At 31.7% G+C, this 26,977-nt stretch carries 24 protein-coding genes and 5 pseudogenes; 23 read left to right on the top strand and 6 right to left on the bottom strand.

The window, feature by feature from the left end; genetic code table 11:
• The first annotated feature begins 23 nt into the window (after positions 1–23).
• Both IDG63_RS01095 and IDG63_RS01090 read left to right on the top strand, forming a co-directional pair.
• A complete protein-coding gene (locus tag IDG63_RS01095) occupies positions 24–1,217 on the top strand; it encodes an MFS transporter (RefSeq protein ID WP_086095916.1) in 1,194 nt (397 codons plus the stop codon).
• Positions 1,218–1,227: 10 nt separating this feature from the next.
• A complete protein-coding gene (locus IDG63_RS01090) occupies positions 1,228–1,431 on the top strand; it encodes a hypothetical protein (protein WP_072398205.1) in 204 nt (67 codons plus the stop codon).
• 107 nt (positions 1,432–1,538) lie between these two features.
• On the opposite strand, the gene IDG63_RS01085 is transcribed toward IDG63_RS01090, so the two are convergent.
• The 3 genes from IDG63_RS01085 to IDG63_RS01075 form a co-directional block, all read right to left on the bottom strand.
• Entirely contained in the window at positions 1,539–1,847 is a 309-nt protein-coding gene (locus tag IDG63_RS01085) for a hypothetical protein (protein WP_000217714.1), read from the bottom strand.
• A gap of 143 nt (positions 1,848–1,990) precedes the next feature.
• Positions 1,991–2,257 (bottom strand): SaeRS system activator ScrA, encoded by a 267-nt coding sequence (gene scrA / locus IDG63_RS01080; RefSeq protein ID WP_000678764.1) that lies wholly within the window; start codon positions 2,255–2,257, stop codon positions 1,991–1,993.
• A gap of 283 nt (positions 2,258–2,540) precedes the next feature.
• Positions 2,541–4,349: a phospho-sugar mutase gene (locus IDG63_RS01075; protein ID WP_072414260.1), complete on the bottom strand. Its 1,809-nt coding sequence runs from the start codon at positions 4,347–4,349 to the stop codon at positions 2,541–2,543.
• Positions 4,350–4,466: 117 nt separating this feature from the next.
• Between IDG63_RS01075 and IDG63_RS01070 the strand changes: the two genes are divergently transcribed.
• The 12 genes and pseudogenes from IDG63_RS01070 (at position 4,467) to IDG63_RS01010 (ending at position 15,146) form a co-directional block, all read left to right on the top strand.
• Positions 4,467–5,936: a Sau3AI family type II restriction endonuclease gene (locus IDG63_RS01070; protein ID WP_000446878.1), complete on the top strand. Its 1,470-nt coding sequence runs from the start codon at positions 4,467–4,469 to the stop codon at positions 5,934–5,936.
• A gap of 99 nt (positions 5,937–6,035) precedes the next feature.
• Positions 6,036–7,274, top strand: coding sequence for a DNA cytosine methyltransferase (locus tag IDG63_RS01065; protein WP_001033636.1), 1,239 nt, complete (start codon positions 6,036–6,038; stop codon positions 7,272–7,274).
• Between the two features lie 291 nt (positions 7,275–7,565).
• A pseudogene (locus IDG63_RS01060) lies at positions 7,566–8,315 on the top strand (tandem-type lipoprotein).
• 247 nt (positions 8,316–8,562) lie between these two features.
• Positions 8,563–9,348, top strand: coding sequence for a tandem-type lipoprotein (locus tag IDG63_RS01055; RefSeq protein ID WP_000581876.1), 786 nt, complete (start codon positions 8,563–8,565; stop codon positions 9,346–9,348).
• Positions 9,345–10,670, top strand: a complete 1,326-nt coding sequence (locus IDG63_RS01050; protein WP_000083863.1) for a hypothetical protein — start codon at positions 9,345–9,347, stop codon at positions 10,668–10,670. The genes IDG63_RS01055 and IDG63_RS01050 overlap by 4 nt, the downstream gene beginning before the upstream one ends.
• Positions 10,670–10,996: a hypothetical protein gene (locus tag IDG63_RS01045; RefSeq protein ID WP_000495498.1), complete on the top strand. Its 327-nt coding sequence runs from the start codon at positions 10,670–10,672 to the stop codon at positions 10,994–10,996. The genes IDG63_RS01050 and IDG63_RS01045 overlap by 1 nt, the downstream gene beginning before the upstream one ends.
• A gap of 2 nt (positions 10,997–10,998) precedes the next feature.
• Positions 10,999–11,286, top strand: coding sequence for a hypothetical protein (locus IDG63_RS01040; RefSeq protein ID WP_000521958.1), 288 nt, complete (start codon positions 10,999–11,001; stop codon positions 11,284–11,286).
• Positions 11,287–11,602: 316 nt separating this feature from the next.
• Positions 11,603–11,710: pseudogene (locus tag IDG63_RS01035) on the top strand (Csa1 family protein); the annotation flags it as partial.
• A gap of 108 nt (positions 11,711–11,818) precedes the next feature.
• Positions 11,819–12,582, top strand: a pseudogene (locus IDG63_RS01030) (tandem-type lipoprotein).
• 109 nt (positions 12,583–12,691) lie between these two features.
• Positions 12,692–13,486 carry a tandem-type lipoprotein gene (locus IDG63_RS01025; protein ID WP_000581898.1) on the top strand — a complete coding sequence of 265 codons (795 nt, stop codon included), beginning with the start codon at positions 12,692–12,694 and terminating at the stop codon, positions 13,484–13,486.
• A gap of 113 nt (positions 13,487–13,599) precedes the next feature.
• Positions 13,600–14,394 (top strand): tandem-type lipoprotein, encoded by a 795-nt coding sequence (locus IDG63_RS01020; RefSeq protein ID WP_000581905.1) that lies wholly within the window; start codon positions 13,600–13,602, stop codon positions 14,392–14,394.
• A 560-nt stretch (positions 14,395–14,954) separates the two neighbouring features.
• Positions 14,955–15,146 (top strand): hypothetical protein, encoded by a 192-nt coding sequence (locus tag IDG63_RS01010; RefSeq protein WP_001224379.1) that lies wholly within the window; start codon positions 14,955–14,957, stop codon positions 15,144–15,146.
• 138 nt (positions 15,147–15,284) lie between these two features.
• Here the strand turns inward: IDG63_RS01010 and IDG63_RS01005 are convergent.
• Positions 15,285–15,466: pseudogene (locus IDG63_RS01005) on the bottom strand (hypothetical protein).
• Positions 15,402–15,683 carry a single-stranded DNA-binding protein gene (locus IDG63_RS01000; RefSeq protein WP_000220938.1) on the bottom strand — a complete coding sequence of 94 codons (282 nt, stop codon included), beginning with the start codon at positions 15,681–15,683 and terminating at the stop codon, positions 15,402–15,404. The pseudogene IDG63_RS01005 and the gene IDG63_RS01000 overlap by 65 nt, the downstream one beginning before the upstream one ends.
• Positions 15,684–15,971: 288 nt before the next feature.
• Here IDG63_RS01000 and IDG63_RS00995 point away from each other — a divergent pair, with 288 nt between their 5' ends.
• From IDG63_RS00995 to IDG63_RS00985, 3 genes are all read left to right on the top strand, one after another.
• Positions 15,972–16,667, top strand: a complete 696-nt coding sequence (locus IDG63_RS00995) for an SDR family oxidoreductase (RefSeq protein ID WP_000217449.1) — start codon at positions 15,972–15,974, stop codon at positions 16,665–16,667.
• A 250-nt stretch (positions 16,668–16,917) separates the two neighbouring features.
• On the top strand, positions 16,918–17,337 hold the full coding sequence (locus tag IDG63_RS00990) for a DUF1433 domain-containing protein (RefSeq protein WP_001034771.1): 420 nt from the start codon (positions 16,918–16,920) through the stop codon (positions 17,335–17,337).
• A gap of 451 nt (positions 17,338–17,788) precedes the next feature.
• Entirely contained in the window at positions 17,789–18,211 is a 423-nt protein-coding gene (locus IDG63_RS00985; protein ID WP_001146762.1) for a carboxymuconolactone decarboxylase family protein, read from the top strand.
• 111 nt (positions 18,212–18,322) lie between these two features.
• On the opposite strand, the gene IDG63_RS00980 is transcribed toward IDG63_RS00985, so the two are convergent.
• The gene (locus tag IDG63_RS00980; RefSeq protein WP_000202037.1) at positions 18,323–19,861 is read right to left on the bottom strand and encodes an AbgT family transporter; all 1,539 of its coding nucleotides are present in this window, start codon (positions 19,859–19,861) and stop codon (positions 18,323–18,325) included.
• Between the two features lie 231 nt (positions 19,862–20,092).
• On the opposite strand from IDG63_RS00980, the pseudogene IDG63_RS00975 reads away from it, so the two are divergent.
• From IDG63_RS00975 to cntA, 6 genes and pseudogenes are all read left to right on the top strand, one after another.
• Positions 20,093–20,911, top strand: a pseudogene (locus IDG63_RS00975) (SDR family oxidoreductase).
• Between the two features lie 262 nt (positions 20,912–21,173).
• Positions 21,174–21,539 carry a hypothetical protein gene (locus IDG63_RS00970; protein WP_000931253.1) on the top strand — a complete coding sequence of 122 codons (366 nt, stop codon included), beginning with the start codon at positions 21,174–21,176 and terminating at the stop codon, positions 21,537–21,539.
• Between the two features lie 744 nt (positions 21,540–22,283).
• On the top strand, positions 22,284–23,105 hold the full coding sequence (gene cntK / locus IDG63_RS00965; RefSeq protein ID WP_001081680.1) for a histidine racemase CntK: 822 nt from the start codon (positions 22,284–22,286) through the stop codon (positions 23,103–23,105).
• Positions 23,106–23,115: 10 nt separating this feature from the next.
• Positions 23,116–23,934 (top strand): D-histidine (S)-2-aminobutanoyltransferase CntL, encoded by an 819-nt coding sequence (cntL, locus tag IDG63_RS00960; protein ID WP_001058843.1) that lies wholly within the window; start codon positions 23,116–23,118, stop codon positions 23,932–23,934.
• A complete protein-coding gene (gene cntM, locus IDG63_RS00955; protein WP_000040587.1) occupies positions 23,927–25,231 on the top strand; it encodes a staphylopine dehydrogenase CntM in 1,305 nt (434 codons plus the stop codon). The genes cntL and cntM overlap by 8 nt, the downstream gene beginning before the upstream one ends.
• Positions 25,232–25,370: 139 nt before the next feature.
• Complete coding sequence (gene cntA / locus IDG63_RS00950) at positions 25,371–26,969, top strand: staphylopine-dependent metal ABC transporter substrate-binding lipoprotein CntA (protein ID WP_001229084.1); 1,599 nt, start codon at positions 25,371–25,373, stop codon at positions 26,967–26,969.
• Positions 26,970–26,977: the final 8 nt, after the last annotated feature.

The following is a 26,977-nucleotide window of genomic DNA, read 5'->3' as shown; positions in this document are numbered from 1 at the left end:
TATTTTTATGAGAGGTGATAAATATGTTGTACTTAGAAGTTTTGAAAAATAGAAACTTTACATATTTATTGATTGGTAATTTCTTACGTCGGAGTTGCTTTGTGCTGTTTTCGTTACAAATAATTTGGTTTACTGTTGAATTGACAAACCAATCATCTTTAAAATTATCAATGATGGTTATGAGTCAAACACTACCATTTATTATATTTGGTATTTTCGGTGGCGCATATTCTGATAAACATAATAAAAAGAAAATACTTTATCTATCTGATCTTATACTAAGTTTGATTATAATAATTATTCCTTTACTTGCAATAACATCAAATTTAAATTATCTGACGCTTCTAACCATATCTACAGCTATCACCATTATTAACTGCTATACGGATCCTGCGTTTAGGGCAATTCTTCCTGAAATTATTGATGAGGAGCATTTAGCAACAAGTAATGCGTTAATCGATAGTTTGCAAAGAGGCTCAAATATTATTTTACCTGCTTTAATTGGTGTCATTGTAATACTAGTTGGTAATGTTGGCGTCTTTTTTATTTGCAGTATATTGCTATTTTTAGGATTTATTTTTAATGCACTTTTAAAATATACAAATAACAACATGATTGATAGACACTCAAAAGAAGATTTTTCTGAAACTTGGGAATTCTTGAAAAAATCTAAAGAAATTTCATTTATTATAATCATTCAATTTACCTGCATATTGATTAATACTGGCCTTTGGCGTGTTGCATTACCATTGTTTATTTCCAATATATTAAAAGAGGGCGTTGGTGTATATGGACTAGCTACATCATGTTTAGGTATAGCGTCTTTATTAATGTCATTGATTATGGGTTTACTGTCAGAAAAACGATTAATCTTTAAATTTAGTATTGGTGTTTTAGTTTGGGGAATTGGTTTATCGATTATTAATGTGTTTCCAAGTGTGGCGATATTGTATATAGGTGCAACATTAGTGGGACTTGGACAATCTATAGAGGGACTAACAAGATCAGTTGCCATTCAAATAAAAACGCCAAATCATTTGATGGGGAAAGTATTTAGTATCTCATCTACATCGAATTACGCAGCGGATACATTATCTTTAGGACTGATAAGTTTAATTATACCTTTACTAAGCTTAAGTAATATATTTATATCAGGAGGTGCAATTATTTCAATGCTTAGCTTATCGGGGTTAAAGTTTTTTAAGAAGTCTATGTAAACATAATAGAATTTTAATCAATGCTATTAAGGTGGGAATTGAAATGAAATATAAAATTAGTTTGGCTTATAATTTAGCAATTATAATAGGGTCGCTAATTATATTATGTATACTAATATCTAGAGGTTATGATATATATGTAATCTTGATTCCAATTTTGACTATTTTAGCTAGTTTAATCAATTTAATTTGTGATATTAAAAAGCATAAATGATTCTATATTAATGCAACTTTGTATTCGTACAAGGTTGTATTTTTTTCGCAAACAATTACTTAATGACAGCGCATCAATAAATCTAACCAACACACTATCGCAAACATTTATGGATATTTTGTGATTTTATAAAAGCAAACGTAGAATAATGCGATAAGTAATAATGCTATCGTTAAAAATAAGAATGACAATGCAATAAAATCATATTCAAAGCATAGAATTGAAGACATTAAAAATACTGCACTCAAACTGATACATAGCGTAAATATATATGCAATTTGGTTCTTGTGTTTATCTGCAATGGTCGTTTGATTTATATAAGAAATTAGTGTGAAATCTTTAGTTATTGCGACATAAATGCCTAATATAACCATACTTATGCAGAATACGATACTAAATACGATGTTGACGGTCATTGTTGCACCTTCCTGATAGAATATAATGTACTGTCTTTTAGTAATGAATGCGTATCTTATATATGTATGTTTCTAAAAAACAGTACGTTTTTATCAATTTTTAATTTATTAGTTGAATGAATGGGGTTATGAAAAAGGAAGTTTTAATCTTTTGTCATGAAATAAATGGGATGAATATCACGACTAGAAGTAATGTTACGAACAGGAGCGTATAAATCTAGAGACGCTAAATTCGACATAGTATGTTGCTCAATTATGGCTGATGATGAGTTTAAAGTATGTGCGTTGGAACTGTCGGATTTTTGTTCATAATGTTTTGCATATTGTGCCATGATGAATAGTGTAAAAATAAATAAAACAATAAGAGATATAATGCCCATAATCAAAAGTATTTGTTTAGAGCCTTTCATTATTTCACATCCTTTCTAAAATATATTTGTAACTAAATTTAAAATAGTTATTTTTGTAATTCTAAACCTTTTTCATCGCGAAAACAATTAAATAGGTCGCGGTATTAATTATTATATTATTACCGCTTAATATGAAAAATACATGAAAATTAATTTTCTAATATACTTTTGAAAAATTATTACAAATTAGCCCCTTCAAAACGCGAAAACATAAGGATTCTAGTTTCAAAAGGGCTGATAAGTATAAAATGAAATGTAATATTTCGATGTATAAAATTTTTAATTAGCTAAAAATCATCGCATTAATTTTTTGAGCTACATCATCAAAATTCGGACATTTTAACGACACATATAATTTAATTTTAGGTTCAGTACCAGAAGGACGTAAAGCGATAAATCCTTCGTCAAATAAGACACGAATAACATTTGATTTAGGAGAATTAATCTGTGACGTTGTATCTTTATCCAAATGATAAACCTCGCTAGTTAAATAATCTTCAATTGCTTTCACTTTCAGTCCTTGAATCTCTTGCGGTGGATTTGAACGGAATTTGGTCATTATTGCATTAATTTTCTTTTTCCCTTCTAATCCTTCTAGCGTATGCGAGAATAATGTATCCTCATGTCTACCAACAGTTTGATAAATCTGTTCTAATTCATCTTTCAATGTTTTGCCATATAATTTTAACTCAGAAGCGTATTTTATAATGAGTGGCACAATTTGTACGGCATCTTTATCACGTACAAAAGGCTCTGATAGAAAACCGTAACTCTCTTCAAATGCGAAAATCATATTTTGATGATCATCCAGTTGTCTTATTTCCTGAGCAATAAATTTAAAGCCCGTCAGCACCTCTTTGTATTCAACATTATTATAGCGTGCTAATGACTTTGTTAACTCACTACTTACAATGGATTGAATCATTAAGCGGTGACGTAATTGAGACGTTTGTTGAATACGATAATTAAGTAACAGCGCACCAATTTGGTTGCCATTAAAATATGTGATATGACCGTGTGCATCTCGTTCAGCAATACCAAGTCGATCTGCATCAGGGTCAGTTGATATTAATAAGTCTGCATGATTTTTATTTGCAAGTTCGACTGCTTGATCAAAAGCGCGATGATCTTCAGGATTAGCACTTTGAACTGAGCTGAAATTCGGATCAGGTTTACATTGTGCTTCTACAAGATTAAATTGATTGAAATTCAAAGATTGTAATAACTCAGGTACAATCGGAACACTTGTACCATGCAAACTAGTGAACACAACTTGTAAATCAGATTTAGGAATATAGCCAATCATATTTTGAATGTGTTTCATATAGTCATCAGTTACAGATTTCGGAAAAGACTTGATATAAGATGTATTTTGTTTTGAAATAGGTATATCAATCTGTAATGGATCGCCAACTTCTTCGATATAACGACTTGCAAGCTCAGAAGCATCAGTCGATAGTTGCGCGCCATCAGAACCATATACTTTAATGCCATTATAGTCTTTCGGATTATGACTTGCTGTAATCATAATGCCAGCAGTAGTATTAAGATTGCGCACCGCGAACGATAATTCCGGTGTCGTTTTATATGTATCAGGTAAATAAACTGTTATTTGATGGTTTGCTAATACATTAGCAATGATTTGGGCGAATTCAGTTGAAAGATGTCTAATATCATAATGAATGACTATTGTTGGATTGTTTGTTTGGGCATTTAAATAACGCGCTAAACCTAATGCCAATTTTTCAATAGTAAACTTATTAAGTCGACCTTCACCAAGACCGAATTTTCCGCGTATACCCGCAGTACCAAACGTTAATTTACTTTCAAAACCTTCTCGCTGTTCAATGTCAGATTGCTGCTCATAAAAATGTTTAACTAAACTATCATTAGCTCTTTCTATCCATAATTCTTTATCCATTGTTGCTAAACATCCTTTCAAAATCTCAGTTAGACTTAATAAAACATGAAAACTAAAGCCCTTACATTTATGTAATGAATTATAAAGAAATACGCCCCAAAAGTAAAAAAACACAGCCCCAAGACAATACTTTTCACAAGTATTATATAATAGATGTGTATGAAAATGCATGGAGTAGATGTAAGAGTGATATTCAAAATGTGTAAAAAATATGGATAATTCTATATAATTATATTATTGAAATTTTAAATAGCGGAAATAATTATTTAATGTTAAGAGGGGATAATTTTGGAAAGTTATTTGACAAAACAAGCCGTACATAATCGCGCAAAAGAAGCTGTTGGTAAAAGTGTATTAGAATTAAATGGTGGTGAATCGATTAAACAAAGTAAGAGTTCAGTTGGTGATGCATTTGAAAATTGGTTTGGTAAGAAAAAAGACAGTGATAGTAAACCAGATATGGCAGAAGCTGGGGTGGAACTTAAGGCAACGCCATTTAAAAAGTTGAAAAACGGAAAGTATAGCTCCAAAGAAAGATTAGTATTAAATATTATAAACTATGAGAAAGTGGCAAATGAAAATTTTGAAACTAGTAGTTTTTTATCTAAGAATAATACTATAGAATTAGCTTTCTATGAATATATCAAGGGAACACCTAGTGATAATTGGATTATTAAAGAAGCGGTGCTTTATGAAATGCATAAAAACCCGATTGATTATGAAATAATTAAACAAGATTGGGAAATAATAAATCAATATATTAATGAAGGAAAGGCACATGAATTGAGTGAAGGTTTGACAAGTTATTTAGCGCCATGTACAAAGGGTGCGAATGCTAGTTCTTTAAGAAATCAGCCTTATTCAGACATAAAAGCAAAGCAAAGAGCATTTTCTTTGAAGTCTGGGTATATGACATCTATTTTACGCAAATATGTTCTAGGTGATGAAAAAATAGATTCAATTGTCAAAGACCCATTTGAAATAAAAGAAAAATCAATAGAGGACATAGTCTTTGAAAAATTTCAGCCATATATAAACTGGTCAATCGATAAATTATGCGAACATTTTTCTATCAATAAAGGTGAGAAAGGTTTAAATTATAGAATAGCCTCTGCCATTTTAAATCTAAAAGGTAAAACTACTAAAAGTAAACCATTCCCGGAAGTTGAAGAGTTTGAAAAATCATCTATAGTAGTCAAAACAGTTCATTTTAATAAAAAGAATGTGAATAAAGAAAGTATGTCATTTGGAGCTTTTAAATTTGAAGAACTAGCTAATGAGGAATGGGAAGATAGTGAAGGATATCCTAGTGCACAATGGCGAAACTTTTTGTTAGAAACAAGGTTTTTATTTTTTGTTGTTAAAGAAGATGAAGATGGTGTAGACATATTCAAAGGAATAAAATTTTTTAGTATGCCTGAAGAAGACATAAACGGACCTGTCAAAAGAATGTGGGATGATACAGTGAAGAAATTAAAAGAGGGTGTCACATTAGAAGCTGTACCGGACAAAAGTACAAAGGATGGTTGGAGAATAAAAAATAATTTTGTAGATAAAAGTGATGATTTAATTTGCCATGTTAGACCACACACTAATAACAGAGACTATCGTGGAGGAAGTAATGCAGATAAGCTTCCTAAAAAGATTAACTGGATTAATAGACCTGACTCAGATGATTATTCGGATGAGTGGATGACTAAACAAAGTTTTTGGATAAATAATGACTACATAAAAAAGCAAGTTGAAGATTTATTGTAGTTAAAGTATGTTAAAATATAAGATATTCTTTTAAAATATCGAACGATCGTTCGTATTTTGTGTTATAATAAGGTTGAATTAAGTATAGGAGGTCGCCTAATGAATAAAATTAAAGTAGTAGAATTGTTTGCGGGTGTAGGCGGGTTTCGTTTAGGTTTAGAAAATACGAAAAATGGTATATTTGACATAACTTGGGCAAATCAATGGGAGCCCTCACGAAAAATCCAACATGCATTTGATTGTTATAGTAAAAGATTTAAGAACGGCATCCATAGTAATAAGGATATTGCCCAGGTATCTGATGAAGAAATGGCAAATACTGAAGCTGATATGATTGTAGGAGGATTTCCTTGCCAAGATTATTCAGTTGCAAGGAGTTTAAATGGAGAATTAGGAATACAAGGAAAAAAGGGCGTTTTATTCTGGCAAATTATTAGATATATTCAAAATACATTTCCTAAATACTTGTTGCTTGAAAATGTTGATAGATTATTGAAATCACCTTCGAGTCAGAGAGGGAGAGACTTTGCTGTAATGTTATCAACCTTAAATGAGTTAGGCTATAATGTTGAATGGCGCGTGATTAATGCTGCTGATTATGGCAATGCTCAAAGACGTAGAAGGGTATTTATATTTGGATATAAGCAAGATTTAAACTATAGCAAAGCTATGGAAGAAAGTCCGTTGGATAAAATTATATATCACAATGGTTTGTTTGCTGAAGCTTTTCCGATTGAAGATTATGCCAATAAAAATAGAGTAAATAGGACTCATATTACTCATGATATAGTCGATATTTCAGATAATTTCAGTTTTCAATTTTATAATAGTGGAATCATGAAAAATGGAGAAATTTTAACTATTGACACAATACCAAAATATGAAAAATCAGTAACCTTAGGAGAAATTATTGAAAGTAATGTAGATGATGGTTTTTCATTAAATCAAGATCAAATTGATAAATTTAAATATTTAAGAGGACCCAAAAAGATTAAACGAACTACTAAAGATGGTCATGAATATTATTTTTCAGAAGGTGGTATGTCTGAAACAGATTCATTAGAGTTACCTGCAAGAACAATGCTTACAAGTGAATCATCTATTAATAGAAGTACTCATTTTTTAAACGTAGATGGTGTTTATAGAACTTTGACACCTATTGAAGCAGAAAGGTTGAATGGGTTTCCAGATAATTGGACAGAAGGTATGCCAATTAAGATGAGATACTTTTGTATGGGCAATGCTCTTGTTGTGCCTTTGATTACTAGAATAGGTAATCAAATTGAAAAAATTGATAGTATTACAAATGATGAATTCAGTCAGCTACGTTTATTTTAAATAAATCAAATGTAGAGTGCGTTTGATTTAACAAGTTTGTATACTAAAGATTCATAGATTATTGTATATTGACCAGTATTTATCAGCGTATTATTTTAATATATACAATTTTATAAAATGGAGGTAGCGTCATGTGATTTCATTTTATTATTAGGTTTTTGAGCCTCGATAATGATTTGAGATTCGCATGGCGTTTTTATTTTAATATGATTTAATAGGTTCAAATTTATCGACTATGCTATATAATTTGAACTTAACTTTGAGTCAAAAATAAAATGGGGATGTGAAATGATGATTCACTCAAGAAAGTTGAGGATTTGGCTGTACTTAGTATTATTAGCTGTTTTTATTAGCGCGTGTAACGTGAAAGAAGATAAACAAATTAAAGAAAATTTCAACAAAACATTGAGTTTATATCCAACCAAGAATCTCGATGATTTTTACGATAAGGAAGGCTTTCGAGATCAAGAATTTGATAAAAGAGATAAAGGGACTTGGATTATTAATTCTGGAATGAATATCCAATTAAAAGGGGGAGCCTTAAAATCCAGAGCGATGGTACTTTACATCAATCGTAACACTAGAACAGCTAAGGGATATTTTTTAATAAGTGAGACAACAGAAGACAAAAAAGGATACGTCCATAATAAAGATAAAAAATACCCTGTCAAGATGGAACATAATTAAATTATTCCAACGAAGCCCATAAGGGATGATAAGTTAAAAAAAGAGATTGAAAACTTTAAGTTCTTTGTACAATATGGGGATTTTAAAGATTATAAAGATGGGGATATTTCATACAATCCTAACGTACCAAGTTATTCCGCAAACTATCAATTGAATAATGATGATTATAATGTCCAACAATTAAGAAAAAGATATGATATATCAACCAAAAGGGCTCCGGAATTAAAATTGAGAGGATCTGGCGATTTAAAAGGCTCATCCGTAGGTTCTAAAGAACTAGAATTTAACTTTATAAGAAATAAAGAAGAAAATGTGTATTTTTCTGATAGTATTAATTTCAAACCTACTGAATAGGGTTAATAGAAGTTTGGAATTAAATTTTCATAAAGCTCTAATTAGGTAAAAGATAATAAAGATAATTCCTGGAATTAATTGTAAATCATACAAACTTTATCTTTTGATTTAATTGTTTTATAATTCTGATAAGAAGATTTGAAAAACAAAATAATTACAATTAAATTCATTTGTTCAAAACAATTTTTCGTAATAGGTGTAAATATTAAAAACGGAGTCAGTATTAAAAATATAAGGTGGAGAAATGATGATTCATTCAAAGAAATTAACGCTCGGTATATGTTTGGTATTACTCATTATATTGATTGGAGGTTGTGTCATTATGACAAAAACAAATGGTCGAAACGCTCAAATTAAAGAAAATTTCAACAAAACATTAAGTGTATATCCAACCAAGAATCTCGATGATTTTTACGATAAGGAAGGTTTTCGAGATCAAGAATTTGATAAAAGAGATAAAGGGACTTGGATTATTTATTCTGAAATGGTTATCGAACCAAAAGGGAAAAATATGGAATCGAGAGGAATGGTGCTCTATATCAATCGCAATACTAGAACAACGAAGGGTAATTTTATTGTCACCGAAATAACTGAAGATAGTAAAGGATATTCACGTAGTAAAGAAAAAAAATATCCTGTCAAGATGGAAAATAATCGAATTATTCCAACAAAGCCTATACCGGATGACAAGTTAAAAAAAGAGATTGAAAACTTTAAGTTCTTTGTACAATATGGAAATTTTAAAGATTTTAAAGATTATAAAAATGGTGATATTTCATATAATCCTAATGTGCCAAGTTATTCTGCAAAGTATCAATTGAATAATGATGACTATAATGTTCAACAGTTAAGAAAACGATATCATATTCCAACCAAACAAGCGCCCGAATTAAAATTGAAAGGATCCGGCAATTTAAAAGGCTCATCCGTAGGATCTAAGGATCTAGAATTTACGTTTGTAGAAAATCAAGAAGAGAATATCTATTTTTCAGATTCGGTCGAATTTACACCTAGCGAGGATGATAAATCATGAGTCAAACGGAATATCAAATAAAATCTGGCAATATAAAAGGTAACTCTGAAGAAACAAGTACAGTATCTAATATAAGTTATGAAATAGAAAACGCAAATAACAGTGGTTTAAAACAAAATAAAATTGATAAACAAATTAAAAAGTTACAAGAAAAAAATAAATTCCCTAAAAATCTTTCATATCTTAAAAGTTATACGGACCCCAAAACAGGCACGACTACAAGCGCCTTTTTAAATAAAGACACTGGCAAAGTTACTTTAGGTATGACAGGTACTAATGTACACAAAGACGCAATATTAAAACAAACATTTGGTGTTCCTTCTTATCAAGGATATATAGATGTGAGTGAAACGCTAAAGGATATTGGGGCCGATGTCAATATTGGCCTTCATTCCGTCACAGATAAAGATCCACATTATAAAAATACCCAAGACTTTATCAAAAATATCAAAAAAGACTATGATATTGATATTATTACCGGACATTCGCTGGGCGGTAGAGATGCGATGATTTTAGGTATGAGTAATGATATTAAACATATCGTTGTGTATAATCCAGCTCCATTAGCGATCAAAGATGTGAGCGGCCTTTATGCCGATCAAGAAGAACTTAAAAAATTGATTGAAAAGTACGATGGTCACATTGTAAGATTTGTGTCTGATGAAGACGAATTAGATGCAGGTGTCCGCAATCATTTATATGAAACTGCTGGAGAAAAAATAGTACTTAAAAATGGAGAAGGCCATGCAATGAGTGGTATTTTAATGAGCAGAACACAGGCTATAATCTTAGCTGAATTAAACAAAGTTAAAGGCTACCAAGACGAAAATAATAAAGCATTAAAATCCGTTCGTAAACAAACGAGGCATAGATTACATAAAGTAGAGACGTTAAGAGCGAATTGGATTCAAACAACGGGTGGATCACTCTCTTCCTCCCAACAACAATTATTAGAAGCTTTAACAGCACTAACCATTGCCGAAGGCTTAAATCAATTAGTGAATGAAGAAAGCCAACATTTGAAAAAAATGTATCACGCGATGGCACATAAATTTGGAGACAACTGGAAAAAAGCGCAAGAAGTTGGAAATGAAATTGGTGAAAAATTAACCTCTGAAGAGGTTATAGATGAATTAAGAAAAGGTGGCGCGTATGAAAGTAAACTTGAAACAGATCCCAAAAGAAAAATTGATGATAAGATAAAGAAATTAAATGATGTTTATAAAAATTGTAATGGCTATATCGCAAAAATTAAACAGAGTATCGAAGCAATTGTTTCTAATGACCAAATGTTAGCGAGCCAGATTGATGGGATGATGTAATGTTTACTACGTATAAAAATATTAATGAACTTGAAAATGCCTATGATGAAGAAAGAAAACAATTGAATGATGCATTCAATCAAATTGATGAATTAAGACATCAAACACGCAAGAAATGTGAACAAATGTATGATCATTTCTTATATCTCAAACATAAAATGAATTATAGTGAAGACGCTATGATCAGGATGACACGTATTATAGAATCTTTCGATAGAGAAACGAATCAACGTATCCGACATCACGAAATGAAATTAGAAGATTATAAAGATGAGTTAAGAAGAGAATATCTAAAACAATCTGACAGAATTGAAGGAGATGAATAAGCGTGGGACTTGATTTTAGTGGTTTACCAGATTTAGCAGTATTGGAACAAATGAAGGAAAAAGAACAGATTAGTGAGGTTATTGCGCCTGAACATGTTCGTATGCATCATGATCATCAAAATAAGCTGAAAAGTGATGAGAAAATATTACTTGACCAAATGGTAAGTCATTTCAAAAAATTTGAAGATGATTTTAAAAATGCGGCACAAGGGGCTTGGGTGAAAAATGCCACAGACGAATTAAAAGATATTAGTAATGATTTAGAAAAAATTCAAGATATTAAAGTATAAAAAGGTATTAAGAAACACAATAAGTATATAATCCATTTAATAATAAATGAATTATATAGTTCGTAATTTCGACTATAAGTGGCTATTAGCCATTATTTTTCGGGATCTATGTCAAATCGGACTAATGAATTCAATAATGGAAGTTAAGCAACCAATCTTTGTTTAACTTCTTTTTTATTTTTTGGAAAATAAAGTTTTGAACATAATAAAATTTGATTATGTTTTAACGAATTTTGATGTTTCTTGAACTATATATCATCTAGTCGTCATTTACAATTGGTAAATATGACTTCAAACTGTATGAAGGTGATGGCGATTAAAAGGCTCATCCGTAGGTTCTAAAGAACTAGAATTTAACTTTATAAGAAATAAAGAAGAAAATGTGTATTTTTCTGATAGTATTAATTTCAAACCTACTGAATAGGGTTAATAGAAGTTTGAAATGAAAATTTCATAAAGTGTTCAAAATAATTTTTCGCTTTAGTTGTGTAAATTAAAGATTGAGTCAGTATTAAAAATATAAGGTGGAGAAATGATGATGCATTCAAAGAAATTAATGCTCGGTATATGTTTGGTATTACTCATTATATTGATTGTAGGTTATGTCATTATGACAAAAATAAATAGTCGAAGCGCCCAAATTAAAGACACATTTAATCAAACATTAAAATTATATCCAACCAAAAATCTCGATGATTTTTACGATAAAGAAGGCTTTCGAGATCAAGAATTTGACAAAGGAGACAAAGGTACTTGGATAATCAGCTCTGAAATGAATATTCAATTAAAGGGAGAAAGTTTAAAATCAAGAGGAATGATTCTATATATGAATAGAAATACAAAAAGGACAACAGGTTATTTTTTTGTAAGTGAAACAAAAGGAAAAACGTATGAAAAAGAAAAAAATATCCAGTCAAAATGGAACATAATCAAATTATCCCAACGAAGCCAATACAAGATGACAAGTTGAAAAAAGAAATTGAAAACTTTAAATTTTTTGTACAATATGGCAATTTTAAAGATATTAATGATTATAAAGATGGTGACATTTCATATAATCCAAATGTGCCAAGTTATTCGGCAAAATATCAATTGAGGAATGATGATTATAATGTGCAACAGTTAAGAAAAAGATATGACATACCAACGAAACAAGCACCGAAAATGTTATTAAAAGGCGATGGTGATTTAAAAGGCTCATCTGTAGGGTCTAAAGAGTTAGAATTTACTTTTGTCGAAAATAAAAAAGAAAACATCTATTTTTCTGATAGTATTAATTTCAAACCTACTGAATAGAGTTAATAGAAATTTGGAATGAAAATTCCATTAAGTGTTAAAAAATTTTTCTCTTTAGATGTATAAATTAAAGATTGAGTCAGTATTAAAAATATAAGGTGGAGAAATGATGATTCATTCAAAGAAATTAACGCTCGGTATATGTTTGGTATTACTCATTATATTGATTGTAGGTTATGTCATTATGACAAAAACAAATGGTCGAAACGCTCAAATTAAAGAAGCATTTAATAAAACATTAAATGTGTATCCAACCAAGAATCTTGAAGACTTTTACGATAAGGAAGGTTTTCGCGATCAAGAATTTGATAAAAGAGATAAAGGGACTTGGATTATTTATTCTGAAATGGTTATCGAGCCAAAAGGGAAAAATATGGAAACGAGAGGAATGGTGCTTTATATCAATCGCAATACTAGGACAACAAAAGGTAATTTTATTGTCAATGAAATTACAGATGATAACGATGGTAGACCCATTGATAATAAAAAGAAATACCCTGTAAAAATGGAACATAATAAAATCATACCAACAAAACCTATAAAAGACGAGAAGTTAAAAAAAGAAATTGAAAACTTCAAGTTTTTTGTACAATATGGCAACTTTAAAGATTTTAAAGATTATAAAAATGGGGATATTTCATACAATCCAAACGTACCAAGTTATTCGGCAAAATATCAATTAAGTAATGATGATTATAATATCCAACAATTAAGAAAAAGATATGATATACCGACTAAAAAAGCACCAGAACTATTGTTGAAAGGTGATGGCGATTTAAAAGGTTCATCCATAGGCTCTAAAGACTTAGAATTTACCTTTGTACAAAATAAAAGAGAGAATATCTATTTTACAGATTCGGTTGAATTTACTCCAAGCGAGGATACAAGTTATGAGTCAAACTAAATAGGGTTAATAGAAGTTTGGATTGAAAATTTCATAAAGTGTTAAAAAATTTTTCGCTTTAAATGTATAAATTAAAGATTGAGTCAGTATTAAAAATATAAGGTGGAGAAATGATGATTCATTCAAAAAGGTTAAAATTGTGTCTATGCCTGATAATACTATCTGTTTTTATAGGCGCTTGCGGAATGAAAAAAGAAGAAAGTAGTAAAGATAAACAAATTAAAGAAAATTTCAACAAAACATTGAGCTTGTATCCAACCAAAAATATTGAAGACTTTTATGATAAGGAAGGTTTTCGAGATGAAGAGTTTGAAAAGGGTGACAAAGGCACTTGGATAATTCACTCTAAAATGATTATTGAGACAAATAATAGCAATATGGAATCTAGAGGAATGGTGCTCTATATAAATCGTAATACTAGAACAACGAAAGGTAATTTTGTTGTTAGAGAAATAACCGAGGATAGTAAAGGGTATTCACATAGTAAAGATACAAAATATCCAGTGAAAATGGAACATAATAGAATCATTCCAACCAAACCGATAGCTGATGATAAATTAAGAAAAGAAATTGAAGACTTTAAGTTTTTTGTACAATACGGTGACTTTAAAGATATTAATGATTATAAAGATGGTGACATTTCATATAATCCTAATGTTCCAAGTTATTCCGCAAAATATCAATTGAAAAACGATGACTACAATGTGAAGCAACTTCGAAAAAGATATAATATTCCAACCAACAAAGCTCCGAAATTATTAATAAAAGGTGATGGAGATTTAAAAGGTTCATCAGTAGGATCAAAAAATCTAGAATTTACCTTTGTAGAAAATAAAGAAGAAAACATTTATTTTACAGATTCTGTACAATATACTCCAAGTGAGGGTACAAGTTATGAGTCAAACTGAATATCAAATAAAACCTGGTAATATAACAAGTAACTCTGAAGAAACAAGTTCGATATCTAAAGTGAGCTGTGAAATATAGGTAGCCATTTCAAAAAAATTAAAGGTGAATTTGATAATGTAGCTCAAGGAGATTGGGTTAAAAAGGCGAAGAATGAACTGGATGATATTAGTAAGAAATTAAAAAATATTCAAAGAACGGAAGTTTAATATTCTAGCCGATTCCTGAAACTAAGACAGCATGCGTTCATTCATGCCATTATTAATATAAGCACCGCAACAAAAAAGCTTCTAATGTGATATCGGAACCTCGGATTCCATATCATGTTAGAAGCTTTTAATGTCTAAAGAACATCTACATTTTATCATATTTTCTTACTTATTAAACTTTTATATAATTAAATATTTCTTAATTTTCCAAAATAGTGATGAATTTGTGAAATACATCACAAAACTCTTTATTTATTTGGAAATTCATGTAATATTAGACTTGTAAGAAGTTAATAAATAGAGAGAGACGAGAGAGTTTATATAAATAATATATAAACATTGGAGTGATGATTATGAGAAAAGAGATTGAAGCGCTTATTTTCTCAGACGTAAGTAGCTATGATATTTACGTGAACACTGGTGTAAATCAAGGATTAATTGGTGACATCAAAGATGGTTACCTAACTATTGATTCTATGCCTTACATTGATGCTGAGCGTTTGTATCACTTTGCTATGGAACGTAAATCGTTAGTCACTAACTAGTTCTTATTGCCAATGATTACTACCCCTAGTCGGCGGCAATTGAAGTGTGATTGATGTAACTTGCCCTCGTTGGTGAGCAATTGAGGGCAGACCCCTTTAATTAAGTAAACCCTAACTCCCCACAAATCTGGAACGATACTAAAAGCCACGTCCTATATTGGATGTGGCTTTAGTCATGCTTATATTATTTTTAAAACGATTACCTACAAGATTTACATATAAAATTCTATCATGTCATATATAAACGAAATGATATTAGAATCCTTCATTTTCAACTTGTTTAAAATTACGTTTAATGCCGTTATAAGAATATACAACATTATATAATTTTACTTGGGCGTCATGGACACTTGAGAAGGGCATTCTTACATCGTCCATATTTTTAACTTCGTGTCGAAATGCTTTTTCAGCTTTTTGTCTTTCTGCAAGCGACATACTTAGCCATTCTTCTTTGCTAAATAAATCTTCGAATCGAAAATCAAATGCGGTTCTTTTACTTTCAGCTCTTAATGCTAAAACACGCTCATGATATGTCATGTTTTATTCCTCCCTCTAATCATTCAATCGAATGATAAATCACAGTATTAACTTTAGTACTAATATAATGTTTTTACAATAAAGAAGTGACGATTTTTCAACATTTTTAAAAATAAAAAATATAAGCAACGATTAATTGTATATTTCGAATGGCTTGTAATGTAATTTATCTATGAAAATGAAGCGAGTTATTATGACCGTTATATGAATTGTGATACGCTTTTTAAAAGTAATATGTATTTATGATTTACCCTGAAAAAATAAAAAGAATCAAAGGAGTCGATCATTATGACAGTATTAACAGATAAAATAGCAGTAGTTACAGGTGCAGGTAGTGGTATTGGAGAAGCAATTGCAACATTGCTACATGAAGAAGGGGCGAAAGTTGTCTTAGCCGGTAGAAATAAAGATAAACTACAAAATGTGGCGAATCAATTAGCTCAAGATAGTGTGAAGGTAGTGCCAACAGATGTAACGAAAAAAGAAGAAGTCGATGAATTGATAAAAATTGCACAACAAACATTCGGTGGTTTGGATATTGTTATCAATAGTGCGGGACAAATGTTATCGTCTAAGATTACTGATTATCAAGTAGATGAGTGGGATAGTATGATTGATGTGAATATCAAAGGCACTTTATATACGGCACAGGCTGCATTACCAACTATGTTAGAACAATCAAGTGGCCATCTTATTAACATTGCATCTATTTCTGGCTTTGAAGTAACGAAAAGCAGCACGATTTATAGTGCGACGAAAGCAGCAGTTCACACTATTACTCAAGGATTAGAAAAAGAGTTGGCAAAGACAGGTGTTAAAGTAACAAGCATTTCACCAGGAATGGTAGATACAGCAATAACTGCCGCATATAATCCAAGTGATCGTAAAAAGCTTGATCCACAAGATATTGCAGAAGCGGTATTGTATGCATTAACACAACCGAGTCACGTTAACGTGAATGAAATTACAGTGCGTCCTGTATAAAAATGTGTTTGAGGTGTGGGAGATAGACATTTAATGTAATAGCTATCGGTTTTGTTAATATTAGTAAGGCAATAATGATATAAAAGCATGATAGGCAATTATTCCTTGCACAATTTTCACTAACTGGTGATTTTAACAATCGAGTTAATGAATGGGGCGATGTTAGTGTTATGGTTTATAATCTGTAATGTTCATAATTATAAATTACAAAAATTTTTTCATTTTCCACCACATTTTAGGAGTTACTTTAATGAACAAAAAACATGTTTTTGTAATTATTGGTGTCATATTATGTATATGTATAGTTGCTACAGTCATTTATTTAAAAGTGAAATATGACGAAAAAGAAAAACAAAAAGCAATTTACTATAAAGAACAACAGGAGCGTATTACACTTTATCTCAAGCATAATACTAAAGAACCAAACACGATTAAATCTGTGCATTTCACAAGTTTAAAAAGAGGACCTATGGGCGATGCCGTAATTGAAGGTTACATCAATGAAAACAAAAAAGCTGATTTTGTTGCATATGGGTCTCCAGAACATAATTATCAATTTGGTGGAGATATGATAGAAAGTGAAAAATTAAGTGAATTACTAAAACCAGCACAGGAATTAAAATCACCAGAAAAAATCAAAGAAGAATTAGACAAAAAAGAAGGCCACTAGGGTCTTCTTTATTTTTGATTTAATCTTCCAATAATCTATGTCATTGCTATCGAAGGTGTTTCGCAATTAATATAAATCACTTCATCATCACCAATACTTCCCCAGTTTTTTACAGTACATTAACAAAAGTGAATCCCATTAATGTAAATGGAATAATAGTTTGGCCATTATAAGAACAATATATACCTAATAACAATGTCGATGACGTGGTTTATTGACATTATCAAATTTTCTCAAATGTGTGTGATTTTTTATAAAAAAGGGTAGAGCAAGGTATAATATCCTTTCAATCTGTTTTCATATTTTATATATTTTTTAAATATAAGCGCTAAATGTTTTAACTAAAGCATAGATTGACAAGATGTTATACAGAATTTCAAATTCTATCCAATATTGTTCGAAGTGTAGTATCACTGGATTGGTATTAAACAATGTAAAGGAGAGATTGCAAATGCCTTATAATTACAAGAAACAAAATGGAGAGTTAATGTCTGTAATGAGCCAAGGTGAAAAGTTTATTCATCAATCACCCGTTAATGATGAACTTAGTGCATTGATTAAGTTATTAATTTCAAAAATTAACGGTTGTCATTATTGTGTTGATATCCATAAAAAAGAATTAAAGGAATTGGGTGTAACACAAATGAAAATTGATGAAGTCTTGAGTTTTAGACATTTAGATTTATTTACTGATCAAGAAAAAGTGACGCTTGAATTTGCAGAAATGTTAAATTCAATCAAAGACTTTAAGAAGTTTGAAATTATTGACCGGCTAAAATCATTTTATGATGAAGAACAAATTATTGATCTTGTCTTTGTTGTAAACCAAATTAACGGTTGGAACAGACTAAATATTATTAGTGATAAACTATAATTGTTCATATAAATACAGAGTTTCATCTCGAACGCTATATCATAACAAATCATGCCACTATACAGGTCAAATCTTGTATAGTGGCATTTTAATTTATCCCTTTGAATACTGTTATTTAACGAATATCGGTCCACCTGGTCCAACAGGAATACCTAATAGGAACCAAATGATGACAAATACTGTCCACACAATACTTAGCGCGATTGAATACGGCATTAAACTAGAAAGTAAGGCTCCGAGTTTCATGCGTTTATCGTATTTTTGTGCATAAGTTAATAATAAAGGTAAGTACGGCATCATCGGTGTAATTGGATTGGTAATTGAATCGCCTACACGGTAAATGACTTGTGTGAATGCGGGATGAAAGCCGATAAGGATTAACATTGGTACGAATATCGGTCCTAAAATACCCCATTTAGCCGATGCGCTTCCGATTAACATGTTGACCATTGCACTTAGTACAATAATACCTAGTATCAATACAATGCCGTTTTGATGTTCTAATAATTTGGCACCTTTAACAGCAGCGATAATTCCTAAATTACTCCACTTTAAATACGCAAGTAGCTGTGCTGCAAAAAACACAATAACGATAAATGTTCCCATTGATCCTACAGCATCGCCGAACATTTTACCTAAGTCTTTTGTATTTTTAATTTCTTTGCTTAAAATCCCATAAACTAATCCAGGTACTAAAAATACGACAAGAATAATTAATCCGACACCGTTAATTAATGGCGCATCGTCTAGTAAGCTGCCTGTTTTAGCATTTCTTAAAAAGCTATGTTCAGGAATGGCTGTAATAATTAATAAAATAATTGTGACTATGAAACTGATATTTGCCCATTTTAAAGCATGTGCTTCTTTGTCAGTAATATGTGAAGATGTTTCTTCATGGTCATCATGCATTAAACTGTCATCATATTTTCCTAATCTAGGAATAATGAGCTTAGTTGTAACTAGCAATATCGTAGGAAGTAATACAACGACACTCGCTGCGATAAAGTACCAGTTCATAGCAACGTTTGTTTTAATAGAATCTGAAACGATACGTGTTGCCGGTTCTGTAAATGAATAGACCAAAGCATCTTGCATACCAACAACTATATTTGCTGCAAATCCTCCAACAGCGGAAGCATATGCCATCGTTAGTCCAGCGATAGGGTGATAGCCAATTTTAATAAAAAGCATTGCTGCAAGCGGCGGCAAGATAATTGTCGCAGCATCGCCGGCTGTACTACCTAAAATACCAATTAATATAATAGTCGGTAAAATTAAGAAACGTGGTGCGCGATTCACAACAGAAATCATTAACTTATCGAAGTATCCTGTTTTCTCTGCAACACCAATACCAATCATCACTGCTAGTACTAAGCCTAATGCTGGGAACTCTGAGAAATTTTTAATCGTATCATTCATTATCATCGTAAATCCATCATGGCTAATTATATTTTTAATATAAATGGTTTGATGCGTACCTGGATGCTTAACAGATACATTAAATAATGAGATAACCCATGTCATAATGGCTAAGCCCACACACATTAAAAAGAATAAGACGCTAGGATCTGGCAATTTATTTCCGATTTTTTCAACACTATTCAAGAAACGATTGACGATAGACCCCTTTTGTTGATGTTTTGATGTCATCAATTATTCCCCCCTTTGTTAAATATTTAAAGTGTAACAAAAAATACTCTCAAAAGTAACAATTTTCAGAAAATAAAAAACTAATATTGTTAAATATTTTGAGTTATTCAATAGAAAGTGTATAGCAGAGTAGTTAAGACTGCCTGAAGACTTATCTATTAGGTTTATGAAGCATCGAACAGTGGAAAATAAGGACTGTAAGTTTAAGATATGTTGTATAGGAGTGACTGAATGAAACGTTTGGAAAATAAAGTAGCAGTCGTAACAGGAACAAGTACAGGTATCGGTCAAGCTTCTGCAATCGCTTTAGCTCAATAAGGTGCGTATGTATTGGCGGTAGACATAGCTGAAGCGGTATCGGAGACTGTCGATAAAATTAAAAGTAATGGTGACAATGCGAAGGCGTATAATGTGGATATTGCAAGCGAACAACAAGTGGTAGACTTTGTGTCTGACATAAAGGAACAGTTTGGAAGAATCGATGTGTTGTTTAATAATGCCGGTGTGGATAATGCGGCTGATAGAATTCATGAGTATCCAATAGATGTGTATGACAAGATTATGAATGTAGATATGCGTGGGACATTTTTAATGACGAAAATGATGTTACCTTTAATGATGAATCAAGGTGGCTCTATTGTTAATACGTCTTCATTTTCCGGACAAGCAGCAGACTTGTATCGCTCTGGATATAATGCTGCGAAAGGTGCAGTGATTAATTTTACAAAATCAATCGCAATTGAGTATGGCCGCGAGGGCATTCGAGCCAATGCAATTGCACCAGGTACAATTGAAACCCCGTTAGTAGATAAACTGACAGGTACGAGTGAGGATGATGCAGGTAAAACATTTAGAGAAAATCAAAAATGGATGACTCCGCTGGGACGTTTAGGTAAACCAGAAGAAGTTGCTAAATTAGTAGTCTTCTTAGCATCTGACGACAGTTCATTCATAACTGGAGAGACGATTCGAATTGATGGTGGTGTGATGGCTTACACATGGCCTGGCGAGATGTTAAGTGATGATTCGTGGAAGCAGACATTGGAATAATTATTTAAAATCGATATCCAGTGGAAAATAATTTGGCATGAAGTAGGCAATGTATGTATATTGTCGCAATGACAGACATTTAAAGCGGAGATTAATTAATCTTTGAAAATCACATATTGTTCATTTGAAGTGTATTGCTTAAAGCTTGTTTTAACGTATTGTAGGTCGTGCATCTAATTTATCAGAATCTCGAGTTCAAACTTTAGGAGTATCTATAGAATAAGCTGTATATTGTCTATTTTAATAAGTTAAGGAGAATTTTATGTTAAATGAAAAAGAAAGTTTTAGATTATTATATCAAGCTATACGAGAGCTTGCAGATAAAATTGGAGATAATCAGTTAGAAACTAATTCCGTTAGTTTATTATTATTGGACTTTGATTTTGAACATGAAGTATTTGATGAATTGTATCTTGCGATTTTAAAATATTTAAATACAGTAAGTATAGAGAACATAAGTCATAGTGAGCTTTTGAATTTAATAGAAAATACGATTCCAGAAGATCGAGAGATTAACACGTTTGTAAAAAATAAAATAATAATTGGCTTTGCTAATAATTACTTCCCTGAATTACAAGTATTAGCAAACGAAATAAAATCTGATATGGCTAGTTCATTAAAACAATGATATTTTTATTTAAATTTTTAAAGCTTTGTACGAAATTGTACAAAGCTTTTTTTGGTGCGTATTGTATGGGCAACAACTTGACGATGAAAATCCGTTACAGGATTGGTAATAGGAAATGTTAGCGAAAGACAAGGGTATCCATTGTAGATTAACAAAAGGACGTTTCCACAAGTGTGGGTTATTCTCACTAAAGCAATACGCAGAGACAACTTACGTAAAATTTTGAACTGACGAGAACGGAACTTCTACTCAATTATTGATAAAAATTTTCAAAAAGACTTGAATGTGCTGAGAATACGAAGTTTATGGAAGGATTATCAAAATATAAATGTGCATTCATTTACAACCTTTATTGACAATGATTCTCAACTAATATAGTATATAATCAAATCGTAATAGTTACGATTTGTTTTCTGCAACTTTTTTGAAGTTTTAGTTGAGGTGAAAACAGTAAAAGCATCTAAGTGAATGTAGTTAACGGACAACTGCATTCGCTTGTAGAGCCACAAGAAGCAACTTTAAATAAGGTTTACGGTTGCATGTTGATACAACAACCGATTACTAAGTCATGCTTTCCACTTTGCGGGTTAGCATGACTTACCTAATAGATGGGAAACTATTAGGTTCATCTTCTAAAAATTACAGTTTTAGAGGAATACAGTTGCTTGCTTCGCAACAACTGCATAAGAGCCTCTAGTAATTAAAATTACAGAGGCTCTAAAAATACATCTAAAGGAGTGTCGTATGAATCGGCAGGTTATAGAATTTTCTAAGTATAATCCTTCGGGGAATATGACGATACTTGTTCATTCAAAACATGATGCTAGTGAATATGCATCTATCGCCAATCAGTTGATGGCCGCAACACATGTATGTTGTGAACAGGTAGGCTTTATAGAATCAACACAAAATGATGATGGCAATGATTTTCACTTAGTTATGAGCGGTAATGAATTTTGCGGTAATGCGACGATGTCATATATACATCATTTGCAAGAAAGTCATTTGCTTAAAGATCAACAGTTTAAGGTGAAGGTGTCTGGCTGTTCGGATTTAGTGCAATGCGCAATTCATGATTGCCAATACTATGAAGTTCAAATGCCACAAGCCCATCGTGTTGTGCCAACAACAATTAATATGGGTAATCATTCATGGAAAGCAATAGAAATTATTTATGAAACATATGTACATTATGTGATTCCAGTTAAACAAGTAACAACAGAAATTCAACATTTGGTTGAAGCGTTTGTGCGTGAGCAACAATGGAATCACAAATATAAAACAGTAGGTATGATGCTTTTTGATGAACAACGTCAATTTTTACAGCCATTAATCTATATACCAGAAATCCAAAGTTTAATTTGGGAAAATAGCTGTGGTTCTGGTACAGCATCAATTGGGGTTTTTAATAATTATCAACGTAATGACGCATGCAAAGATTTTACAGTACATCAGCCAGGGGGCAGTATTTTAGTGACATCAAAGCGATGTCATCAATTGGGATATCAAACTTCAATTAAAGGACAGGTTACAACTGTAGCTACAGGAAAAGCATATATAGAATAAGGAGCCTACAATGAATAACTTTAATAATGAAATCAAATTGATATTACAACAATATTTAGAAAAGTTTGAAGCGCATTACGAGCGTGTATTACAAGACGATCAATATATCGAAGCATTAGAAACATTGATGGATGACTATAGTGAATTTATTTTAAATCCTATTTATGAACAACAATTTAATGCTTGGCGTGACGTTGAAGAAAAAGCACAATTAATAAAATCACTGCAATATATTACAGCGCAGTGTGTTAAACAAGTGGAAGTCATTAGAGCGAGACGTCTATTAGACGGACAGGCGTCTACCACAGGTTACTTTGACAATATAGAACATTGTATTGATGAAGAGTTTGGACAATGTAGTATAGCTAGCAATGACAAATTATTGTTAGTTGGTTCAGGTGCATATCCAATGACGTTAATTCAAGTAGCAAAAGAAACAGGTGCTTCAGTTATCGGTATTGATATTGATCCACAAGCCGTTGACCTAGGGCGCAGAATCGTTAACGTCTTAGCACCAAACGAAGATATAACAATTACGGATCAAAAGGTATCTGAACTTAAAGATATCAAAGATGTGACGCATATCATATTCAGCTCGACAATTCCTTTAAAGTACAGCATTTTAGAAGAATTATATGATTTAACAAATGAAAATGTCGTAGTTGCAATGCGCTTTGGTGATGGCATCAAAGCAATATTTAATTATCCGTCACAAGAAACAGCGGAAGATAAGTGGCAATGTGTGAATAAACATATGAGACCACAGCAAATTTTTGATATAGCACTTTATAAAAAAGCAGCTATAAAGGTAGGTATTACGGATGTCTAAATTATTAATGATAGGCACTGGTCCGGTCGCAATCCAATTAGCGAATATTTGCTATTTAAAATCAGATTATGAGATTGATATGGTTGGACGTGCCTCAACATCAGAAAAATCAAAACGCTTATATCAAGCGTATAAAAAAGAGAAACAATTTGAAGTCAAAATACAAAACGAGGCGCATCAACATCTGGAAGGTAAGTTTGAAATTAATCGTTTGTATAAAGATGTTAAAAACGTTAAGGGTGAATACGAAACGGTTGTCATGGCATGCACAGCAGATGCTTATTATGACACACTACAGCAATTGTCGTTAGAAACTTTGCAAAGTGTCAAACATGTCATTTTAATTTCACCGACATTTGGATCGCAAATGATTGTGGAACAATTTATGTCTAAGTTCAGTCAGGATATCGAAGTGATTTCATTTTCAACTTATCTTGGCGATACACGTATTGTTGATAAAGAAGCGCCTAATCATGTGTTGACAACAGGTGTAAAAAAGAAATTGTACATGGGATCGACACATTCAAACTCAACAATGTGTCAACGAATCTCTGCTTTAGCTGAGCAATTGAAAATTCAATTAGAAGTCGTTGAATCGCCACTGCACGCTGAAACGCGAAACAGTTCGCTTTATGTGCACCCACCACTATTTATGAATGACTTTTCATTGAAAGCCATTTTCGAAGGGACGGATGTACCGGTTTATGTGTATAAGTTATTTCCTGAAGGACCGATAACGATGACACTAATCCGTGAAATGCGTTTAATGTGGAAGGAAATGATGGCTATTTTACAAGCATTTAGAGTGCCGTCAGTCAACCTGCTTCAATTTATGGTGAAGGAAAATTATCCAGTACGTCCTGAAACTTTGGATGAAGGTGATATTGAGCATTTCGAAATCTTGCCAGATATCTTACAAGAATATCTGCTTTATGTAAGATATACCGCAATCCTCATTGATCCATTTTCACAGCCAGACGAAAACGGACATTACTTTGATTTTTCAGCTGTACCATTTAAGCAAGTCTATAAAAATGAACAGGATGTTGTTCAAATTCCAAGAATGCCAAGTGAAGATTATTACAGAACGGCGATGATTCAGCATATTGGGAAAATGCTAGGTATCAAAACGCCAATGATTGATCAGTTCCTAACTCGCTATGAAGCAAGTTGCCAGGCGTACAAGGATATGCATCAAGATCAACACTTATCTTCTCAATTTAATACAAATCTATTTGAAGGAGATAAAGCACTCGTCACAAAATTTTTGGAAATCAATAGAACGCTTTCACAATAAGGGTTTGAAGTTTTATAATAGAAAAAAATTATTGAATTATGTTTGACATTTACATAAAAATAAGCAAATAATTGAGAAAAATAATCATTACGATTTGATTAAGTAATGCAACTTATCAATTTAGAAAGAGGAAAAGCAAATGAGAAAACTAACTAAAATGAGTGCAATGTTACTTGCATCAGGGCTAATTTTAACTGGTTGTGGCGGTAATAAAGGTTTAGAGGAGAAAAAAGAAAACAAGCAATTAACGTATACGACGGTTAAAGATATCGGTGATATGAATCCGCATGTTTACGGTGGATCGATGTCTGCTGAAAGTATGATATACGAGCCGCTTGTACGTAACACGAAAGATGGAATTAAGCCTTTACTAGCTAAAAAATGGGATGTGTCTGAAGATGGGAAGACATATACATTCCATTTGAGAGATGACGTTAAATTCCATGATGGTACACCATTTGATGCTGACGCAGTTAAGAAAAATATTGATGCGGTTCAACAAAATAAAAAATTGCATTCTTGGTTAAAGATTTCAACATTAATTGACAATGTTAAAGTTAAAGATAAGTACACGGTTGAATTGAATTTGAAAGAAGCATATCAACCTGCATTGGCTGAATTAGCGATGCCTCGTCCATATGTATTTGTGTCTCCAAAAGACTTTAAAAACGGTACAACAAAAGATGGCGTTAAAAAGTTCGATGGTACTGGTCCATTTAAATTAGGTGAACACAAAAAAGATGAGTCTGCAGACTTTAACAAAAATGATCAATACTGGGGCGAAAAGTCTAAACTTAACAAAGTACAAGCAAAAGTAATGCCTGCTGGTGAAACAGCATTCCTATCAATGAAAAAAGGTGAAACGAACTTTGCCTTCACAGATGATAGAGGTACGGATAGCTTAGACAAAGACTCTTTAAAACAATTGAAAGATACAGGTGACTATCAAGTTAAGCGTAGTCAACCTATGAATACGAAAATGTTAGTTGTCAATTCTGGTAAAAAAGATAACGCTGTCAGTGACAAAACAGTCAGACAAGCGATTGGTCATATGGTAAACAGAGATAAAATTGCCAAAGAAATTTTAGATGGTCAAGAAAAACCAGCAACTCAATTATTTGCGAAAAATGTAACAGACATTAATTTCGATATGCCAACACGTAAGTATGACCTTAAAAAAGCAGAATCATTATTAGATGAAGCTGGTTGGAAGAAAGGTAAAGACAGCGATGTTCGTCAAAAAGATGGTAAAAACCTTGAAATGGCAATGTACTATGACAAAGGTTCTTCAAGTCAGAAAGAACAAGCAGAATACTTACAAGCAGAATTTAAGAAAATGGGCATTAAGTTAAACATCAATGGCGAAACATCAGATAAAATTGCTGAACGTCGTACTTCTGGTGATTATGACTTAATGTTCAACCAAACTTGGGGATTATTGTACGATCCACAAAGTACTATTGCAGCATTTAAAGCGAAAAATGGTTATGAAAGTGCAACATCAGGCATTGAGAACAAAGATAAAATATACAACAGCATTGATGACGCATTTAAAATCCAAAACGGTAAAGAGCGTTCAGGCGCTTATAAAAACATTTTGAAACAAATTGATGATGAAGGTATCTTTATCCCTATTTCACACGGTAGTATGACAGTTGTTGCGCCGAAAGATTTAGAAAAAGTATCATTCACACAATCACAGTATGAATTACCATTCAATGAAATGCAGTATAAATAAAGGAGCAA

The organism is Staphylococcus sp. EG-SA-14, from assembly GCF_017151935.1.
GTDB lineage: Bacteria > Bacillota > Bacilli > Staphylococcales > Staphylococcaceae > Staphylococcus > Staphylococcus aureus.
Note: the sequence above shows the minus strand (reverse complement) of the source record. Positions and strands in the feature narration are given on the sequence as shown.